Below are 17,959 nucleotides of genomic sequence, written 5' to 3'. Positions count from 1 at the left end.
GATGAAGAACAGAGAGGGAAGCAAAAACAGTGCCAGGCTTGTTTTTCTTCGCGCGCAACAGGCATGGCCCACTTGTGTTTAACCTTTCTTATTTTGTGCGAAGTCAGTCCGCTACAAACGCCTTTTTACCCCGTGATTACCCCCAAAGGAGCCGTCTCATGAGGCGCTGAAGATACGAGTCACGCCAGCAAATCCTTCAATGAACGTGCAATAACTTTGGTGGCTCGCCTGAGGTCTTCAAGTTCAAGGCGCTCGTCTGCCCGTTTGGCATGCGACTCGAGTACGGTGCGTGGACCTGCGCCGTAAATCACGCCTGGCACACCGGCCTCGGCGTAGAGGCGCACATCCGTGTAAAGGGGCGTGCCCATGGCGGGGATCTTCACGCCGAACAATGCTTCGCCGTGCTTCTGTATGGCGTCAACCAGCGGCTTGTTTCCCGCCAGCGGTTTCATGGAATTGGCCAGCAGCATGCGCCTGATGTCCACCGTGATGCCCGGGCATGCCGCAGCGGCATCTGCAATCACCTTGCGTATGCCGGCTTCGACCTGGGCCGGGTTTTCTTCCGGGATCATGCGGCGGTCGAGCTTGAACGTGACCTTGCCGGGAACCACATTGGTATTGGTGCCGCCTTCGATGCGGCCCACATTCAGGTAGGGGTGCTTGATGCCCTCCACTCGAGAGGTGACTTGCTTGTACAGCGCGTTCTGGGCGTACAGCGCCTTGAGGATCTGCACCGCGCCCTGCAAGGCGTCCACGCCCGTGTCGGGCACGGCGGCGTGCGCCATCTTGCCGTTGACCGTCACCTCCATTTGCAGGCAGCCATTGTGCGCAGTCACGACTTCGTAGCTGAATCCGGCGGCGATCATCAGGTCGGGCCGGGTCAGCTTGTTCCTGAGCAGCCAGCCCGGGCCCATTTCGCCGCCGAATTCCTCGTCGTAGGTGAAGTGCAGTTCCACGCTGCCGTTAAGCCTGGCGTTGAGGGACTCCAGTGCGCGAACCGCGAAGGTGAAGCTGGCGAAATCGCATTTGCTGACGGCTGCGGCACGGCCGTAAATTTTGCCATCCACAATCTCGCCGCCATAGGGGTCGTGAATCCAGCCCTCGCCGGGCGGCACCACATCGCCGTGGGCGTTGAGCGCAATCGTTCGGCCCTCACCATAGTGGCGGCGCACGATCAGGTTGGTGATGGACTCCATGCCGTAGGCCCTGACCTCGGTTGCAGGCACGGGATGCTTTTCCGCTTCGAAGCCGAAACTTTTGAGCAGCTCGGCTGTGCGCTCGGCGTGGGGGGCGTTGTTGCCCGGCGGGGTGTCGGTGGGAACGCGGATCAATTCCTGAAGGAATTGCACCTCTTCGTCGAAATGGGCATCGATCCATGCATCAATTTTTTCGTAGTCATTCATGGTGTTTCAGTCGCAAGGTGGTTGAGGAGAAGCTGGAAGGCTTCGACGGCGAGCTGCATGTCGTTGTTCGTTGTGCTTTCCAGCGGGTTGTGGCTGATGCCGGCGTTCTGGCCGCGCACAAACAGCATGGCCTGCGGCATCACCTTGTGCAGCTTCATGGCGTCGTGGCCAGCGCCGCTGGGCATGCGGTGCAACGGTACGCCGAGGCTATCGACGGCGCGCTCCCAGCGGGCCTGCCAGGCCGGCGCGCTGGGCGCAGCGGCGGCACGCTCGGTCAGCTCCAGTGCGTGGTGCACACCGCGGCGTTCGCAAATCGCCTGCAGCTGCGCCAGCACGTCGGCGACCAGGGCATCACGCTGCGCATCCACCGGGGCGCGCATGTCGAGCGAAAACAGGCAGCGGCCTGGCACTACGTTGATCGAGCCATTGGGGACGTTCAGCATGCCTATGGTGGCGACCGAGTCGCCATCCTGCGCCGCGCGTTTTTCCACATAGAGGGCCAACTCGGACACGGCGGCGGCAGCATCGCGCCTGCGGTTCATCGGCGTGGTGCCGGCATGGCTGGCCATGCCGGTGACCTCGCACAGGTAGCGCACGCTGCCGTTGATGGAGGTCACGATGCCCAGCGGCAGGTCGATCTCATTGAGCACCGGGCCCTGTTCGATATGCACCTCGACAAAACCCAGGTAGTCGGCCGGGTTGCGGCGCAGTTTGGGGATGTCGTCGAGGCACAGTCCCGCGTGTTGCATGGCGTCCCGCATGGGAACGCCGTCAGCATCCTTCTGGTCCAGCCATTGCGGATTGAAGTCGCCGATCAGTGCGCCGGAGCCGAGAAAAGTGGCCTTGTAGCGCTGGCCTTCCTCTTCGGCAAAGCCAATTACCTCCAGGTCGAACGGGAGGCGCCTGCCCTGGCGCGAAAGTTCGCGCACGCAGGCCATGGGCGTGAAGATGCCCAGGCGCCCGTCGTACTTTCCCCCGTTGCGCACGGTGTCGTAGTGGCTGCCCGTCATCAGGGTCTTGACGCCGGCCCTGTTTCCCGTGCCAAAGGCCTTGTAGCGGCCCACCACGTTGCCGACGGCATCTATCTCGACTTCGTCAAAGCCGCAGTCGCGCATATTGGTCGAAATGCGCTGGGCGCAGGCGCGGTGCGCATCGGTCAGGTAGGTGACCGTGAGCTGGCCTTTTTCGGCATAACCGGGGTCGCTGTGCTGTGCAAGCTTTTCCTGCCAGTCCCAGACCAGGTTGCCCAGCGTGGGTTCTGTGCCGGACCTGTCGTCCAGGCGAATCTCGGCGATGCGGTGAATGTTGCGCAAGGCCTCGGCCAGTTCGAAGTCGGGGTGGTTGTCCAGCCGGCGCGCGAAGGTCTCGATGATTTCCTGCTTTGCAAGGCCGGTGCCACGCGGGCCGCGCACGGCCAGAATGAAGGGAAAGCCGAACCTGGCGTTGTAGTCAGTGTTGAGTTGCTGGATTCTCGCGAACTCGTCCGGGCTGCAATTTGTCAGGCCAGCCTTGTTTTGCTCGTTCGTTGATTCGGCTGTCAGCGTCTGGCTGACCATGGCCTTGCCGGCCAGTTCGGGGTGGGCGCGGACCAGCGCGAGCTGGGCATCGCGATCGGCTTCGGCGACGATGCGCGCCATGATGTGTTTGAGCTGCGGCAGCGACCTGAACGGACGCTGCGCGAGCGCGGCCCAGGCGATCCAGGGGGAGTGCTCGTAGAGGCCGTCGAGCAGTTGGGCGGCTTCGGGGATGGCCGCCGCATTGAGTTGTTCCAGGGTAATTGCCATATCAGGACTCCAAGGCGCAAGACGCCTTCCACGATGCATGAAGTGCGAGCGTCAAGCGGGGAATACCGCGGAACCGGCTTTGCCGGGCCGCTGGTGTTGCCCCCTTGAGGGGGAGGCGGCGTTGCCGCTTCGGGGGGGAGATCATTTGTAGGGATGGACTTGTTGCCAGTGGTGTGCGATGTCGATGCGTCGGCATATCCACACACGCTCGTGTTTTTGCACATGGTCGAGAAATCGCTGCAGCGCCACGATGCGCCCCGGCCGGCCCAGCAGGCGGCAGTGCATGCCTATGCTCAGCATCTTCGGCGACTCCTCACCTTCGGCATAGAGTGCATCAAAGCTGTCGCGCAGGTAGGTGAAAAAATCGTCACTTTGCGAAAACCCTTGCGGCAGTGAAAAGCGCATGTCATTGGTGTCCAGGGTGTAGGGCACCACCAGGCGCGGCACCACCACGCCATCGGTTCGGGCCACCTTCATCCAGAAGGGCAGGTCATCGCCGTAGTAGTCGCTGTCGTATTCCAGCTGGCCGTCATCGGCCACCAGCCGCCGCGTGCGAGGGCTGTCGCGGCCGGTGTACCAGCCCAGCGGGCGCGTGCCGGTGATCTGCGCAATGGTGTCCAGCCCCAGGCGCATGTGCTCGCGTTCGGTGGCTTCGTCCACATTCTGGTAGTTGATCCAGCGCCAGCCGTGGCAGGCGATCTCATGGCCCAGTTCGACAAAGGCCGCGGTCACCTCCGGATGCCGCTGCAAGGCCATGCCGACGCCAAACACAGTGAGTGGCAGCTCGCGTTTCTCAAACTCGCGCAGGATGCGCCACACGCCCACGCGCGAGCCGTATTCGTAAATCCCTTCCATGCTCAGGTGGCGTTCGGGAAAGCTTGGCGGGTTGAACATTTCAGAGAGGAACTGTTCGGAGCCGGCATCGCCGTGCAGCACCGCGTTCTCGCCGCCTTCTTCATAGTTCAGCACAAACTGGACGGCGATCCGCGCCTTGCCGGGCCATTGGGCGTGCGGCGGGTTTTTGCCGTAACCAGCCAGGTCACGGGGGTAGGGCGAGGTTGAGTCGTAAGTGTTGCTCATGACAATGCCATCGAAATGTCGTTGGTGGGGACCTTGCGGTCAAAGGCGAGGTTTTCTTCGACATGCAGCAAATGCTCGGTCATCAGGTGCACGGAAAGCGCTTCGTCCCTGGCCGCGAGGGCCTTGATGATCCCGGCATGCTCGTCACTGGAGTGCTCGGCGGCGCTGGCGGTCTGGTACATCAGTGTGATCAACGCGCAGCGTGAAATCAGCTCGCCCAGCATTTGCGCGAGCACTTCGTTGCCCATGAGTTCGGCCATGCGCACATGGAAGTCGCCCAGCAGTTTGGTGCGTCCCGGCGCATCACCACTGGCGACAGCCGACTTTTCCTGGGCAACATGGTTTTTGAGGGCTTTTATCTTGGCGGGCGTGACCTCGCGCACAAAGGCGCGGGTCATTTCGGCCTCCAGCATGCGCCGCACTGCAAATACCTGGCGGGCCTCAATTACGGACGGCGCCGCAACGAAAGCTCCGCGTGCAGGCTCCAGCCGGATCAGCCGGTTCTGCGAGAGCTGAAACAGTGCCTGCCGCACCAGCGTGCGCGACACACCGAAATGGTCGGCAAGTTTTTGCTCGGCCAGTTTGGTGCCCGGATGCAGCCTGTGCTCCACAATGGCCTTGGTCAGGGCTTCGACGATGGCGTGGGTAGTAGATGGCTCCATGAATTCATCATAGTTTGAAATTCAAAAAGTGTATACACTTTCAGTGGACTGGGCTTTATGCAAGGCCCTTTTGTAATCCTGACCTTTCAAGGAATCACCATGGGATTGAGCACACACGTACTGGACACCATGAACGGCACGCCGGCAAGCGGCATGCGCGTGAGGTTGTACACCACGCAGGGTGATCAGGCCTTGCTGGTGAAAAGCTTCACGCTGAATGAGGACGGCCGGAATCCCGACGGACTGCTGTACGACAACGCCACATTGAAAGTGGGTACCTACCGGCTGGTGTTTGATGTGGCCGGGTACTTCAAGGCGCGTGGCGTGGTGCTGCCCGAGCCGGCCTTCCTGAATGAGGTGAGCCTTGACTTTGGCGTGGCAGATACCAGCCAGCACTACCATGTGCCCTTGCTGGCAAGTCCCTGGAGCTACTCGACCTATCGCGGTAGCTAAGAGCGCCAGCCCTTTATCGATGCTTGTCATGCGGCAAGGCGACAATTGGGCCGTGAAGTTTTTATCCCTTGCCCCATGAATCCCAAACCAGCCGGTAGCGCCAGCCGCCGCCATGCCCTGTTGCTGACTGCGGGTGCAGTGGCCGGTCTTTTTACCACCGGCGTTCAGGCGCAGGGCTACGCAGGCTACCCGGATCGCGCCATCCGGATCGTGGTGCCGTTTGCGCCCGGTGCCGGGACCGACGCCATGGCTCGCCTGATTGCCCAAAAGCTCGGCGAAGTCATGAAGGCCACCTTTGTGGTGGACAACAAGGCCGGCGCATCAGGCGCAATCGGCACGCAATTTGTGGCCCAAGCCGCTGCCGACGGCTATACCCTGCTGCTGGCCGCATCGCCTTTCACCACGGTGGCGGCATCGACGCCGAACGCCAATTACGATCCGCTGCGCCAGTTTGCACCTGTAGGCATGATCGCCAGCGGGCCGCTCGTATGGGCGGCGAGCACCAGCCTGCCTGCCAACGACATGAAGCAACTGGTCAAGCTCGCCAGGCAGAAGCCCGGAGCACTGAATTACGGTTCATCCGGCGCGGGCGGGGTGAACCACCTCGTGCTGGAACTGCTCAAGTCCCGCACAGGCACATTTATCACGCACATTCCTTACCGCGGCGTGGCACCGGCCACCATGGACATGATTGGCGGGCAAATCCAGCTTGTCACGGGCACCATTCCGGCACTTTTGCCTTTCATTAAAAACGGCAGCATCAAAGCGCTGGCCGTGACCAGCGCAAAACGCTCCAGCGCCTTGCCCGATGTGCCGAGCATGGCGGAGGCAGGTTTTGCAGGAATCGACGTGGTGAACTATTTTGCGCTGATGGCTCCCGCAGGCACACCGGCGCCCGTCATCAATGTGCTCAACACAGCCATCAACAAGATTGTGAGCCTGCCCGAGGTGGTGTTGCGTTTCAGGGCCGATGCTGTGGAGGCCGCGCCAGGCTCGCCCGCACTGCTGGGGCATTTCATTGAAGCGGATTACCGTGCCTGGCGCAATGTCGTCAAAACGCAGAATCTCAAGATAGAGTAAATCCCTTGCCCGGAAGAGAAGTAGCGCAAGAGGAAGGCGATGCGCAGCGAGCCGACCAGGCCAGCATGAGCCGCGGGACTGGCTTCGCCAGACCGCAGGCGGGCGGCCCCCTCGGGGGCAGGAAGCTACACGAAGTGAGCGACCGTGGGGGCCTAATCCTGCCCTTCAGTTAGCGTATCCAGCTGGAACCGGCCGCTTTCATGCCATAACCATGTGTCGGTGTAAACGACCTTCCCGAGCCTGGCGGGCGCGGGAAAGGGCGAGGCCTGGCGGATGGTGCGCTCAATCTCCGCGACGACCTCGGGGGCATGGCGCGGCGCCCGCATCCAGTCCAGGCGGGTCACGCGGCCAGCCCTGTCCAGCTCCACATTGATCACCCCCACGGCGTACAGCAGGGGTGGCATTCTGCCTTTGTAAATGCGCTCTGCATTGAGCCCGTACAGGTGGCTTGCGCCGTCCCGGCGGTAGGCTCGGGGTGTGCTTGCTGCCGAACTTTGGGGTGGGCCGGTGACGGGACCCGTGCCGGGCAATGGTCCTGCGGTGGACGGTGTGCCGGGTGTGGCGTCCGGAGCGGTTTTGCAGGCGCTCACAATTGCCGCGACAGCGGCGGAAAATAACGCCAGCAACCAGTTCCGGCGCGGCTCGGTGATGTCTTGTTTCATATTCAGGTGGATTATCCGGGGCCTGGCTCAGCCCTGGTGCCGTATCAAACCGGCAGGATGTTAAGGTAAGGTGCTGGCGTCGGACCGGTGTTGCCGGTCGTGGTTGGTTCCGGCCATTTTGCCTACTATTTCCTCGTCCTTATCCTCCAAACCGTCACAAATGGTTTTCTGCAACACGAGTCACCATACAGGGCCTTTCCTGGAACGCCTGGCTCTTGAGCCTGCCGTGCTGGTGCAGGTGCAGGCAACCCAGGGTTCTGCCCCTCGTGAGGCCGGTACCTGGATGGCGGTTTTTGCCGACGTATTGATGGGCACCATAGGCGGCGGGCATCTGGAGTACGAGGCCATCGCCAGGGCCAGGGCGCTTTTGCAGGTTGACACACCTGGCCACCGTGAAGAGTCCATGCGTTTTGCGCTGGGCCCCTCTCTGGGCCAGTGCTGTGGTGGTGTTGTGCAGCTGCAGCTGCAGCGTGTTAGCGAAGCGGATGCACCCGGCCTGGCAATGCGCTTGCAAGGTACGCTGCAGCCGGTTGCCTTGTTCGGCGGTGGTCATGTGGGCCACGCGCTGGTACGGGTATTGGCCAGCCTGCCGTTTGCCCTGACCTGGATCGACAGCCGTGACGGTGTGTTTCCCGCCAGCGTGCCTGGCAATGTGGTGTGCGAGCATTCTGACCCGGTGCATTCCGCGGTGCGCAGCCTGGCGCCGCAGTCGCGTGTGCTCATCATGAGTTTTAGCCATGCTGAAGACCTTGATGTGGTGGCCGCCTGCCTGCAACGCCAGCGGGACCGGGCCGATTTGCCCTACGTCGGCCTGATTGGCAGCCGGACCAAATGGGCGACGTTTCGCCACCGCCTGGAGGCCAAGGGGTTCACGCCCGGCGAACTGGCGCATGTGACCAGCCCCATAGGCGTGCCCGGCATCAGCGGCAAGGAACCTGAAGTGATTGCCGTGGCCGTGGCGGCGCAGCTGTTGCAAACGGTCAACGTGAAATAATTTCTGGCTGGGTGCGCGCCGGAAACTCGATAAACTTGCGGCATCAGGTCGCAGCGGAGCCGGGAAATTGGCAGCAAGGTGCAGTTTCTTTTGTTCGTGACCTCGTTTCTGCTTACAGCGCCCGCAGTGGTGAGCAGGCTTGCAAAGGTTGAGAGACATGGAAAGCTATCTTCTCGACTGGGCCAACCTGCTGCTGCGCTGGGTCCACGTCATCACCGCCATCGCCTGGGTTGGCTCCTCGTTTTATTTCGTCTTTCTTGACAGCAGCCTCACGCCGCCCGTGGACGAGGACCTTAAAAAGCAGGGCGTCAGCGGCGAACTATGGGCACTGCACGGCGGCGGGTTTTACCACCCGGTCAAATTTGCCGTCAGGCCGCCCCAACTCCCGGCACACCTGCACTGGTTTTATTGGGAAAGCTACAGCACCTGGCTTTCGGGTTTTGCGCTTTTTACGGTGTCCTACCTCTGGAATGCCGGCACTTATCTTGTAGACAAATCGTTGATGAACTGGTCGCCCGGCGCTGCGGTGGCCGTGGCGCTGTCTTTTTTCGTGGTGTTCTGGATGTTGTACGACGCCATCTGCCAGCTGTTTGGCCAGCGCAAAAACGGGGATGCCATCGTCGGGGCACTGGTCGCGGTGCTGGTATGTGCCGCTTCCTGGCTTGCCTGCCATTGGTTTGCCGGACGCGCGGCCTTTTTGCTGGTGGGCGCCATGATGGCCACGGCCATGAGCGCGAATGTGTTTTTCTGGATCATCCCGGGGCAGCACAAGGTCGTCGCCGCGATCAAGGCCGGCGAGCCGGTGGACCCGGTACACGGCCAGCGCGGCAAGCAGCGCAGCGTGCACAACACCTACTTCACCTTGCCGGTGCTGTTTGCCATGCTCAGCAACCACTACAGTTTTACCTGGAGCCACCCGCAGAACTGGCTGGTGCTGATTTTGATGATGCTGGCGGGCGCGGCCATACGCCAGTTTTTTGTGTTGCGCCACGGCTGGAAGCTGGGCCGCAACCGCCATCCGCTGGCGTACGCGCTGGTGGGCGTGGCGGTGATCATCGGAGTGATCGCCTGGATGAAACCTGTGCCTGCTGTTGGCGACGCGGGCACTACAAAATTGATAGCTGGTGGCGCTCATCCTGCGGCGGGCAGCGACACTATTGGATATGAAAAAGTGGCCAAAGTGCTGGAGCAGCGCTGTTACCAGTGCCACGGCGCGCAACTGCAGATGAAAAACATGCGGCTTGATTCACCGGAACTGCTCAAGCAACACGCGCAGGCCGTGTACCAGCAGGCCGTGGTCACCAAACTCATGCCCATGAACAATGCCACCGGTATCACCGATGACGAGCGCGCGCTGATCGGGCAGTGGTTCCTGGCCGGCGCGAAGGCGCCCTGACCACGGGAAGCCGAAGGGCTGCAGGCGCGGCTACCAGTCAACCACCAGGCCGGCTGCGCGTATCGACGACTTCTCGAAGTGTGCCGCCAGGAAGTCCACGAAGGCGCGCACCCGGGCCGAGGCCTGGTGGCGCTGCGGGTAGACCGCATGGATATCCGCCGGCGGCGTGCGGTAGTTGTCCAGCACCTGTTTGAGCCTGCCGCTGCGCAGGTAACGGGCAATGTCCCACTCGGCGCGCATCACGATGCCGTGGCCGGCCAGGGCCCAGTTCACGGCGATTTCACCGTCATTGGTACTCAGCTTGCCGCGCACCTTGACCGTTTCCGTGCGCTTGCCTGAGGACAGTCGCCAGGTACCGTAGGCCTCGTCACCCTGGCGTATGCCTATGCAGTCATGGTGCGTGAGGTCGTTCGGCACCCTGGGCGTGCCGTGCCTGGCCAGGTAGGAGGGGGCCGCGCAAAGCAGGCGCCGGTTGGGGGCGATGCGCCTGGCCACGACACGCGCATCGGGCGGCTCGCCGAAACGCACGCACACATCGAAAGAGTCCTCGCCCAGCGGTGGCGGGTCCACCGACAGCTGTAGCTGGACCTGCACCCCGGGATGCAGCTTGACAAAACCCGAGATCAGCGGCGCGATGTGGCTGCGCCCGAAACCCAGCGTGGCGTTGACGCGCAGCAGGCCCTTGGGCGCCGCTACCGCACTGGAGAGCAACTGCTCCATGTCGTCGATGTCGGCCAGGATGCGGCGCGCATGCAGCAGGTAGGTTTCGCCCTCGGGCGTGAGGCCAACCCGCCGTGTGGTCCGGTTAAGCAGTTGCACGCCCAGCCGCGCTTCCATCTGGGCCAGCCGTTTGCTGACGGCCGGCGTGCTCACGTCCAGCTCGCGCGCCGCTGCCGAAAAGCTGCCGCAACGCGCCAGCAGGCTGAAAAAGGCCATCTCGGAAGGGGCGGATGCGGGTGTAGACATTGTTGAGTCAAAGTTAACAATGACTTAACTTTAACGGCTTCAGTTAAATCGGGCAATCCGTAGACTCAGGCGCTCGTACCCCCATTTGCCCCCATTCACCCCCATCGACAAACCCCATCGAGGAAAACCCATGAAGAAGACATACAGGATCGCCTGCATTCCCGGCGACGGCATCGGCAAGGAAGTGGTGCCCGCGGGCCAGGCCGTGCTTGAAGCACTGGCTGCCGTCAGCAGCTTCCAGTTTGCATTTGAGAACTTCGGCTGGGGAGGCGACTGGTTTCGTGCGCATGGCGAGATGATGCCGAAGGACGGCCTTGACGCGCTGCGCAACAAGGACGCCATCCTGTTCGGCTCGGCCGGCGACCCGGACATTCCCGACCACATCACGCTGTGGGGCCTGCGCCTGAAGATCTGCCAGGGCTTTGACCAATACGCCAATGTGAGGCCCACGCGCATCCTGCCCGGTATAGACGCGCCGCTCAAGCGCTGCACGCCGCAGCAGCTGGACTGGGTCATCGTGCGCGAGAACTCGGAAGGCGAGTATTCCGGCGTGGGCGGGCGCGCCCACCAGGGCCACCCGATTGAAGTCGCCACCGACGTGTCGATGATGACCCGCGCAGGCGTCGAGCGCATCATGCGTTACGCCTTCAAACTGGCCCAGTCACGCCCGCGCAAGCTGCTCACCGTCGTCACAAAATCCAACGCGCAGCGCCACGCCATGGTGATGTGGGACGAGATCGCGCTACAGGTCAGCCAGGAGTTTCCGGACGTGACCTGGGACAAGGAACTGGTTGACGCCTGCACCGCCCGCATGGTGAACCGCCCGGCCACACTGGATACCCTTGTCGCCACCAACCTGCATGCCGACATCCTGAGCGACCTGGCCGCCGCGCTGGCCGGCAGCCTGGGCATCGCGCCCACCGGCAACATTGATCCCGAGCGCCGCTACCCGTCCATGTTCGAGCCCATCCACGGCTCGGCCTTCGACATCATGGGCAAGGGCCTGGCCAACCCGGTCGGCACCTTCTGGAGCTGCGTGATGCTGCTGGAGCACCTGGGCGAAAACGCCGCCGCGCAGCAGCTGATGCAGGCCATTGAGCAGATCACCGCAGATGTCTCGCTGCACACCCGCGACCTGGGCGGCACGGCCACCACGACCCAGGTGACGCAGGCCGTTTGCGAACGCATCGCCACCACCGCCAGGCGGCCGCTGGCGGCCTGATTCCCCCAACCACCCGAAGGAGACAAGACATGCAATCACAAAAACAAAAAAAACATGACCGCCACTTTTCGAAACTCGCCCGTGCTGCAGGAGTGACTGCGGTCATGGCGCTAGGCCTGGCCGGCAGCGCGGTTTTCGCGCAGGCCGCTCCGGCAGGCTCGGTGCCATGGCCCGTCAAACCCATCAGCCTGATCGTGCCTTTTCCTGCGGGCGGCACAACGGACGTGCTGGCGCGCGCGGTGGGGCTGGAACTGTCCAAAAGCCTGGGCCAGCCGGTCATTGTGGAAAGCCGGCCGGGCGCCGGTGCCACGCTGGGGGCTGACTTTGTAGCCAAGTCCAAAGCCGACGGCTACACGCTGCTGATGGGCGCGGTGCACCACACCATCGCCACCAGCGTGTACCGCAAGCTGCCTTATGACTTCCAGAAGGATTTCGCGCCCATCAGCACCGTGGCGCTGGTGCCCAACGTGCTGGTCGTCAATCCGGGCGTGCTGGCGAAAAACGTGAAAGAGCTGCTGGCTCTCGCCAGGGCCGAGCCCGGCAAGCTGACCTACGGCTCCAATGGCAACGGCACAGGCCAGCACCTCATTGGCGCACAGTTCGAGGGCATGGGCGGCGTGCAGATGCTGCATGTGCCTTACAAGGGGAGCGGTCCGCTGACCACCGACCTGCTGGGTGGGCAGATCACCATGTCTTTCGACACCATCACGCCGGTGCTGGCGCATATCAAGGCCGGCAAACTGCGCGCACTGGCCGTGACCACGAACCGGCGCTCACCCGCGCTGCCAGACGTGCCCACGCTGGACGAGGCCGGGCTCAAGGGCTTCAACCTCGGCACCTGGTTTGGCCTGCTGGCACCGGCAGCAACGCCCAGGGCGCTTGTCGTGCGCCTGAACACCGAACTGGTGAAGATCATCCATTCGCCGGACTTCCGCAAAAAAATGGAAGACATAGGCGCCGAACCTGTAGGCGACACGCCCGAGCAAATGGCCAGGCAGATCAGGGACGACACGGAACGCTTCGCCAAACTTGTCAAGGACGCCAGGGTCAGCATCGAGTGAGGCGGTGTTGATGGTGATGGTCCTTGTGCGATTGGCTGGATAAGTTTTTTTTGCTATTGAATCCATAGCTGCCTGCGCTCATTCCACAAGGGCCACGGGCACTATCTTCTATAAAAATGCGCCGCACCTTCGTGGTGCGGCCATGCCAGAGGTCCCGGGGCATCGGGCCTTCCTCCTTGGCAAGGGGCGATTTGTTGTGTCAATCTGACGCCCTCAACGGGTTCAGGCGGCCGCTGGTGACGGCTCGCGTGCATCTACGGTTTAATGTCGGCAGCTTGACAACAACGGAGGCAATTTTTGATGGTGTTTTCCCAATCTCTTTTTCGCATCGCGCTCATGGGCTGCGTTATGGCCGCTTCGCTGTCAGCGGGGGCCGCGCCCATAGTTGTCGGGCAGGTTGCACCGCTGTCCGGGCTGGATGCTGCGCAGGCACGCGCCTACTCAACGGGCATGCAACTGGCCCTGAACCGGGCCAACAAGGCCGGTGGCGTGAGCGGCCATACCCTGAGCCTGGTTCGCAAGGACGACCACGGCCAGCCGGATGAAACCGTGGCGCTTACCAAACAGCTGCTCAGCGAGGACCGGCCGCTGGTGCTGGCGGGCTACTTCGGTGACCGCAGCATGGACGAACTGCAGAAGTCGGGTCTGCTTGAAAAGGAGAAGATCGCCCTGGTTGGCTACCGCATCGACGGCGTGAGGGGCGACGCGCCTCTGGTCTACAGCGTTCGCGCAACCTTGCGTGATGAAATCAACAAGATCGTCGAGCACCTAGCCACGGTAGGCATCACGCGCCTGGGACTTTTTTACCAGAACGGTCCCGCGGCCCCGCCGCTGGTTGCGTCGGTGGAAGAGATGATGAAGAGCAAGGGCGTCAAGCTCACGGTCAAGGGGGCCTATGAGCCGGGCACGGCCAAGGTCACCAACGCGGTCGTCGATGCCTTTGTCAAGACAGCGCCGCAGGCCATCATCCTGGTGGCCAACGGTTCGGCCGCGGCGGCCTTTATCGAAAAATATCGTATGGATGGCGGCGCCGCCCAGCTGTTTGCGCATTCCGGCGCGGACATTGCGCAGATCTCCAAGCGCCTGGGCGAGGAATACATGAAAGGCCTGGCCATCACACAGGTCACGCCCAACCCCTACAAAATCTCGGGCCGCCTGATCAAGGAGTTCGGCGATGTGGTTGCGGCAACGCCCAAGCTGGAGGTGCCTGTCAGCTACGCCATGATGGAAGGTTATATTGCCGGTTCGGTGATTGTGGAGGCCGTCCGGCGCATGGGCTCCAAGGTGTCGCGCGAAGGTTTTGTGGCCGCGCTCGAGAGCATAGATACCGACCTGGGTGGCTACAAGGTGAGCTTCAAACCCGGTGTGCGCTCAGGCTCCAGGTTTGTGGAGCTGACCATCGTCACCGAATCGGGACGCATCCGGCAATAAGCCCGTTCGCATTTTTTCACACAGGGTCAACAGGCCCCGGTCCTAGTGCATGGTGGACTGGGAAAACAGGTTCAGCACCACCACGCCGGCAATGATGAGCGCCATGCCGACCATGCCCCACAAGTCGATCTTCTGGTTGTGGAAGAAGAAGCTGGTGATGCTGATCAGCACAATTCCCAGGCCTGACCAGATGGCATAGGTCACGCCCGTGGGAATGGACTTCATCGTCACGGTCAGGAAATAAAGCGCGGTTCCGTAGCCGGCCACGGTAATGATCGAGGGTACAAGGCGCGAGAAGCTGTCGCTGGACTTCAGGGCCGTGGTGGCGATGACTTCGGCAATGATGGCGATGCCCAGGGCCAGATAGGAATTCATGCGGCGGTCTGCTTTCTTCTTCGGGAGTGGTGGGGGGTGAAGGGGCATTCTAGGGAGCGCCGGCCCCGTATGGGCCGCAAGCCCTCTCGATTTGTCGGGTTACTGCCCGGTTACCACGGCACAATCGAGAGTGGAGACATTTCAATGACAGCAGCCCAGACCACCATCCCCAGCAGCGTCCCGGACGCAACCAGCCAGCCGCGTGAGTTCCTCGAGCACCTGTACCGCGCCGCCGTGACGCGCGCCCTGCCGCTGGAGAACACCGCCCGCTACCTGCCCCCGCCGCCCACGCCGGCAAGCGGCGGCCGCACGATTGTGATCGGCGCTGGCAAGGCCGGGGGCTCCATGGCCCAGGCGGTTGAGGCGCTATGGCCTGCCGATGCGCCTCTGGAGGGGCTGGTCGTGACGCGTTACCACCATATTCCGCCACGGCCTGCCGGGCTGAAGCAGCGCATAGAGATCGTGGAGGCGGCGCACCCGGTGCCCGACGCGGCCGGCCTTGCTGCCGCGCAACGCATTCTTGCGCTGACGCAGGGACTGACCAAAAACGACCTGGTGCTGTGCCTGATTTCGGGTGGCGGCTCGGCCCTGCTGACCTTGCCGGCCGAGGGACTGGAGCTGGCAGACAAGCAGCGTATCAACAAGGCCCTGCTGAACAGCGGCGCCAACATCAGCGAGATGAACTGCGTGCGCAAGCACCTCTCGCGTATCAAGGGCGGACGGCTGGCCGCAGCCTGCGCCCCGGCGCGTGTGGTCACGCTCACCATCAGCGATGTACCTGGTGACGACCCCTCCATCATCGCCAGCGGCCCGACCGTGCCTGACGCCAGCACCTGCGCCGACGCACTGGCCATCCTCAAGCGTTACGGCATTGAAGTACCAGCCGATGTGCTGGCCCGGCTTGAAAACGGTGCGCTGGAAACTCCCAAGCCCGGTGACCCGGTGTTTGCCGGCCATGAGGTCCACATGATCGCCACGCCGCAGCAAAGCCTGGAAGCCGCTGCGGCGGTAGCGCGAGTTGCCGGGCTTGCAGCGTATATCCTGAGCGACGAGATCGAAGGTGAATCGCGCGAGGTCGGCAAGGTGCATGCTGCACTGGCGCGCGCCGTGGCGCTCAAGGGCCAGCCCTTCCAGAAGCCTTGCGTGATCCTGAGCGGCGGTGAAACCACCGTGACGATCAGGAAACAGCCTGAAGGCACGGCCAGGGGCCGGGGCGGCAGGGCCGGTGAGTTCTGCATGGGCCTGGCGCTGGCGCTGCAGGGCCAGCCCGGCGTCTACGCGCTGGCGGCAGATACCGACGGCATTGACGGTGTGGAAGACAATGCCGGCGCTTATGTAGCGCCCGACACATTGCAACGCGCGCTGGAACAGGGCATGAAGCTGGACCAGTACCTGGACCGCAACGATGCCTATGGCTACTTTGACCCGCTGGGCGACCTGGTCATCACCGGGCCGACGCATACTAACGTCAATGATTTTCGTGCGCTATTGATTTTGTAGCTGGCTGCGCAAGCGGGACGGCGGCCAGGGCCTGTTTTTGTTTGTTTTTATTCGCAAAGCTGCCGGATTTCGGGCGGAATCGGCAATGCCCAGATTGCTTCCGGGTTGTCGCTGCGGCGCCCGGCAAAGATGCGCACCTCGTCGCATTCCATGATGGGCTCATCCCCGCGCATCACCTGGTAACGCTGCACAAAACTTTTTTCCCGCCATTCGGGGATGGACGTATGCAGGTCCAGCGTGTCTCCATAGGTCGCGGTGCGCAGGAAGCGTGAATGGGTATCCACCAGCGGTGTGCCGATCACGCCCAGTGTTTTTTCGGTTTCCTGCCACGAGGGCACACCGCATTGCACAAAAAAGTTGCGCGATGCGGCGTCTATCCAGCGAAAGAAATTGGGAAACCAGACGATGCGAGCGGGATCGCAATCGCCGAACTCCACGTTGATTGTGTAGATGATTTTTTTGCTCATGAGGTCAAGCTGCTACCGGGCCGCCTTGAGGGCGGACGGGTTTTTAGCGGCGGTGTATTACGGGGAAAAAGAAAGAAACATCACCCCATGCGCTGCGGCAGCCACAATGCAATGATGGGGAAGGCAATCAGGATCACCAGGCGGATCAGGTCGGTGGCCACAAAAGGCAGCACGCCCTTGAAGATGGTGGTGAAACTCACGTCTTTCACCACGCTCTTGATCACGAAGACGTTCATGCCCACGGGCGGATGGATCAGCCCGAGCTCCACCGTCATGACGATGATGATACCGAACCAGATCGGATCGAAGCCCATGTGCACGATCACCGGGTAGATGATGGGCACCGTCAGGATGATCATCGCCATCGCGTCCATCAGGCAGCCCAGCACCAGGTACATCACCATGATCAGCGCCAGCACGCCGTAGCGGCCTATGCCCATGCCGGTGAGGAACTCGGTGAGTTTTTGCGGCGTCTGCGTGATGGTCAGGAAGTAGCCGAACAGCAGCGCGCCTATCAGCACTGTGAACACCGCGGCCGAAGTGCGTGTGGCCTGCAGCAGCGCCTCGCGGATCTGCGCGCGGTTCAGCCTGCCGCGCACCACGCCCAGGATAAAGGCGCCACCCGCGCCCATGCCGCCGGCTTCGGTCGGCGTGAACACCCCGCCGTAAAGGCCGCCAATCACAAAGGCGAACAACACCAGCGGCGCCCAGACGTCCTTCAGGCCCTTGAAGCGCTCCTTCCAGGGTTTGAACTCGCCGGCCGGCAGCAGTTCTGGCCGGACCCTGACGATGATGGCGATGGTCATGACATACATGGCCATGGCCAGCAGGCCGGGCAATATGCCGGCCATGAACAGCTTGCCTATGTCCTGCTGCGTGATGATGGCGTAGACCGCCAGCACGGTGGACGGCGGCAGCATGGCGCCCAGGGTGCCGCCGGCTGCGATCACGCCGGTGGAAAACGACTGCGGGTAACCGTAACGCCGCATCTCTGGGTAGGCCACGCTTGAGAAGGTGGCGGCGGTCGCCACCGAAGAGCCGCAGATAGCGGCAAAACCGCCGCAGGCAATCACGGTGGCCACACCCAGGCCGCCGCGCAGGTGCCCGAGAAAGGCATTGGCCGCCTTGAACAACTCCTTGCTGACGCCGGAGATGGACACAAACGCGCCCATCAGCATGAACATCGGGATCACGCCAAAGGTGTAGTCGGTCACGGTGCGCATGGAGGTCTGGCCGACCAGCTTCAGCGCCGGGCCGGGCCCGACGATGTAGCTGTAGCCGGTGACGCCGACCAGGCCCATGGCCATGCCCACCGGCACGCGCAGCAGCATCAGGATGAACAGGACCAGAAAACCCAGGACGGCGACGGCATCGGTACTCATGCGCTGCGCTCCGTGCCGGCATTTTGCGTTGACAAGCTGGA

General features: G+C 62.5%; 17 protein-coding genes. 8 read left to right on the top strand and 9 right to left on the bottom strand.

The window, feature by feature from the left end:
- Positions 1-179: 179 nt before the first annotated feature.
- The 4 genes from ACFQND_RS20685 to ACFQND_RS20670 all read right to left on the bottom strand — a co-directional run bounded on the left by ACFQND_RS20685 (position 180) and on the right by ACFQND_RS20670 (position 4,929).
- Entirely contained in the window at positions 180-1,403 is a 1,224-nt protein-coding gene (locus ACFQND_RS20685) for a M20 family metallopeptidase (RefSeq protein ID WP_371436529.1), read from the bottom strand.
- On the bottom strand, positions 1,400-3,187 hold the full coding sequence (uraD, locus tag ACFQND_RS20680) for a 2-oxo-4-hydroxy-4-carboxy-5-ureidoimidazoline decarboxylase (RefSeq protein ID WP_371436528.1): 1,788 nt from the start codon (positions 3,185-3,187) through the stop codon (positions 1,400-1,402). Before uraD ends, ACFQND_RS20685 begins: the two co-directional genes overlap by 4 nt.
- A 141-nt stretch (positions 3,188-3,328) precedes the next feature.
- Entirely contained in the window at positions 3,329-4,267 is a 939-nt protein-coding gene (puuE, locus tag ACFQND_RS20675) for an allantoinase PuuE (protein WP_371436527.1), read from the bottom strand.
- Positions 4,264-4,929, bottom strand: a complete 666-nt coding sequence (locus ACFQND_RS20670; protein ID WP_371436526.1) for a GntR family transcriptional regulator — start codon at positions 4,927-4,929, stop codon at positions 4,264-4,266. Before ACFQND_RS20670 ends, puuE begins: the two co-directional genes overlap by 4 nt.
- A gap of 99 nt (positions 4,930-5,028) precedes the next feature.
- On the opposite strand from ACFQND_RS20670, the gene uraH reads away from it, so the two are divergent.
- Both uraH and ACFQND_RS20660 read left to right on the top strand, forming a co-directional pair.
- Positions 5,029-5,382: a hydroxyisourate hydrolase gene (uraH, locus tag ACFQND_RS20665; RefSeq protein WP_371436525.1), complete on the top strand. Its 354-nt coding sequence runs from the start codon at positions 5,029-5,031 to the stop codon at positions 5,380-5,382.
- A 75-nt stretch (positions 5,383-5,457) separates the two neighbouring features.
- Positions 5,458-6,462 carry a tripartite tricarboxylate transporter substrate binding protein gene (locus ACFQND_RS20660; RefSeq protein ID WP_371436524.1) on the top strand — a complete coding sequence of 335 codons (1,005 nt, stop codon included), beginning with the start codon at positions 5,458-5,460 and terminating at the stop codon, positions 6,460-6,462.
- Positions 6,463-6,614: 152 nt separating this feature from the next.
- Here ACFQND_RS20660 and ACFQND_RS20655 read toward each other — a convergent pair whose 3' ends face one another.
- Complete coding sequence (locus tag ACFQND_RS20655; protein ID WP_371436523.1) at positions 6,615-7,124, bottom strand: hypothetical protein; 510 nt, start codon at positions 7,122-7,124, stop codon at positions 6,615-6,617.
- Between the two features lie 160 nt (positions 7,125-7,284).
- Here ACFQND_RS20655 and xdhC point away from each other — a divergent pair, with 160 nt between their 5' ends.
- Both xdhC and ACFQND_RS20645 read left to right on the top strand, forming a co-directional pair.
- Complete coding sequence (gene xdhC, locus ACFQND_RS20650; RefSeq protein WP_371436522.1) at positions 7,285-8,118, top strand: xanthine dehydrogenase accessory protein XdhC; 834 nt, start codon at positions 7,285-7,287, stop codon at positions 8,116-8,118.
- Positions 8,119-8,275: 157 nt separating this feature from the next.
- Positions 8,276-9,514, top strand: coding sequence for a urate hydroxylase PuuD (locus ACFQND_RS20645; RefSeq protein WP_371436521.1), 1,239 nt, complete (start codon positions 8,276-8,278; stop codon positions 9,512-9,514).
- 30 nt (positions 9,515-9,544) lie between these two features.
- Here ACFQND_RS20645 and ACFQND_RS20640 read toward each other — a convergent pair whose 3' ends face one another.
- The gene (locus ACFQND_RS20640) at positions 9,545-10,480 is read right to left on the bottom strand and encodes a LysR substrate-binding domain-containing protein (protein ID WP_371436520.1); all 936 of its coding nucleotides are present in this window, start codon (positions 10,478-10,480) and stop codon (positions 9,545-9,547) included.
- A gap of 130 nt (positions 10,481-10,610) precedes the next feature.
- On the opposite strand from ACFQND_RS20640, the gene ACFQND_RS20635 reads away from it, so the two are divergent.
- The 3 genes from ACFQND_RS20635 (at position 10,611) to ACFQND_RS20625 (ending at position 14,194) form a co-directional block, all read left to right on the top strand.
- Positions 10,611-11,702, top strand: coding sequence for a tartrate dehydrogenase (locus tag ACFQND_RS20635; RefSeq protein WP_371436519.1), 1,092 nt, complete (start codon positions 10,611-10,613; stop codon positions 11,700-11,702).
- Positions 11,703-11,731: 29 nt separating this feature from the next.
- Positions 11,732-12,763 carry a tripartite tricarboxylate transporter substrate binding protein gene (locus ACFQND_RS20630; RefSeq protein WP_371436518.1) on the top strand — a complete coding sequence of 344 codons (1,032 nt, stop codon included), beginning with the start codon at positions 11,732-11,734 and terminating at the stop codon, positions 12,761-12,763.
- Between the two features lie 300 nt (positions 12,764-13,063).
- Entirely contained in the window at positions 13,064-14,194 is a 1,131-nt protein-coding gene (locus ACFQND_RS20625; protein ID WP_371436517.1) for an ABC transporter substrate-binding protein, read from the top strand.
- Between the two features lie 42 nt (positions 14,195-14,236).
- On the opposite strand, the gene ACFQND_RS20620 is transcribed toward ACFQND_RS20625, so the two are convergent.
- Positions 14,237-14,569 carry a DMT family transporter gene (locus tag ACFQND_RS20620; protein ID WP_371436516.1) on the bottom strand — a complete coding sequence of 111 codons (333 nt, stop codon included), beginning with the start codon at positions 14,567-14,569 and terminating at the stop codon, positions 14,237-14,239.
- A gap of 144 nt (positions 14,570-14,713) precedes the next feature.
- On the opposite strand from ACFQND_RS20620, the gene ACFQND_RS20615 reads away from it, so the two are divergent.
- The gene (locus tag ACFQND_RS20615; RefSeq protein WP_371436515.1) at positions 14,714-16,069 is read left to right on the top strand and encodes a glycerate kinase type-2 family protein; all 1,356 of its coding nucleotides are present in this window, start codon (positions 14,714-14,716) and stop codon (positions 16,067-16,069) included.
- A 47-nt stretch (positions 16,070-16,116) separates the two neighbouring features.
- Here the strand turns inward: ACFQND_RS20615 and ACFQND_RS20610 are convergent, their stop codons facing one another.
- On the bottom strand, positions 16,117-16,536 hold the full coding sequence (locus ACFQND_RS20610; RefSeq protein WP_371436514.1) for an acyl-CoA thioesterase: 420 nt from the start codon (positions 16,534-16,536) through the stop codon (positions 16,117-16,119).
- Between the two features lie 80 nt (positions 16,537-16,616).
- Positions 16,617-17,918: a TRAP transporter large permease gene (locus tag ACFQND_RS20605; RefSeq protein WP_371436513.1), complete on the bottom strand. Its 1,302-nt coding sequence runs from the start codon at positions 17,916-17,918 to the stop codon at positions 16,617-16,619.
- Positions 17,919-17,959 lie beyond the last annotated feature (41 nt).

The sequence above is a fragment of the Polaromonas aquatica genome, from assembly GCF_042659145.1.
GTDB classification, from domain to species: domain Bacteria; phylum Pseudomonadota; class Gammaproteobacteria; order Burkholderiales; family Burkholderiaceae_C; genus Polaromonas; species Polaromonas aquatica.
The sequence above is the reverse complement of the archived record's forward strand: the minus strand, read 5'-3'. Positions and strand labels throughout refer to the sequence as shown.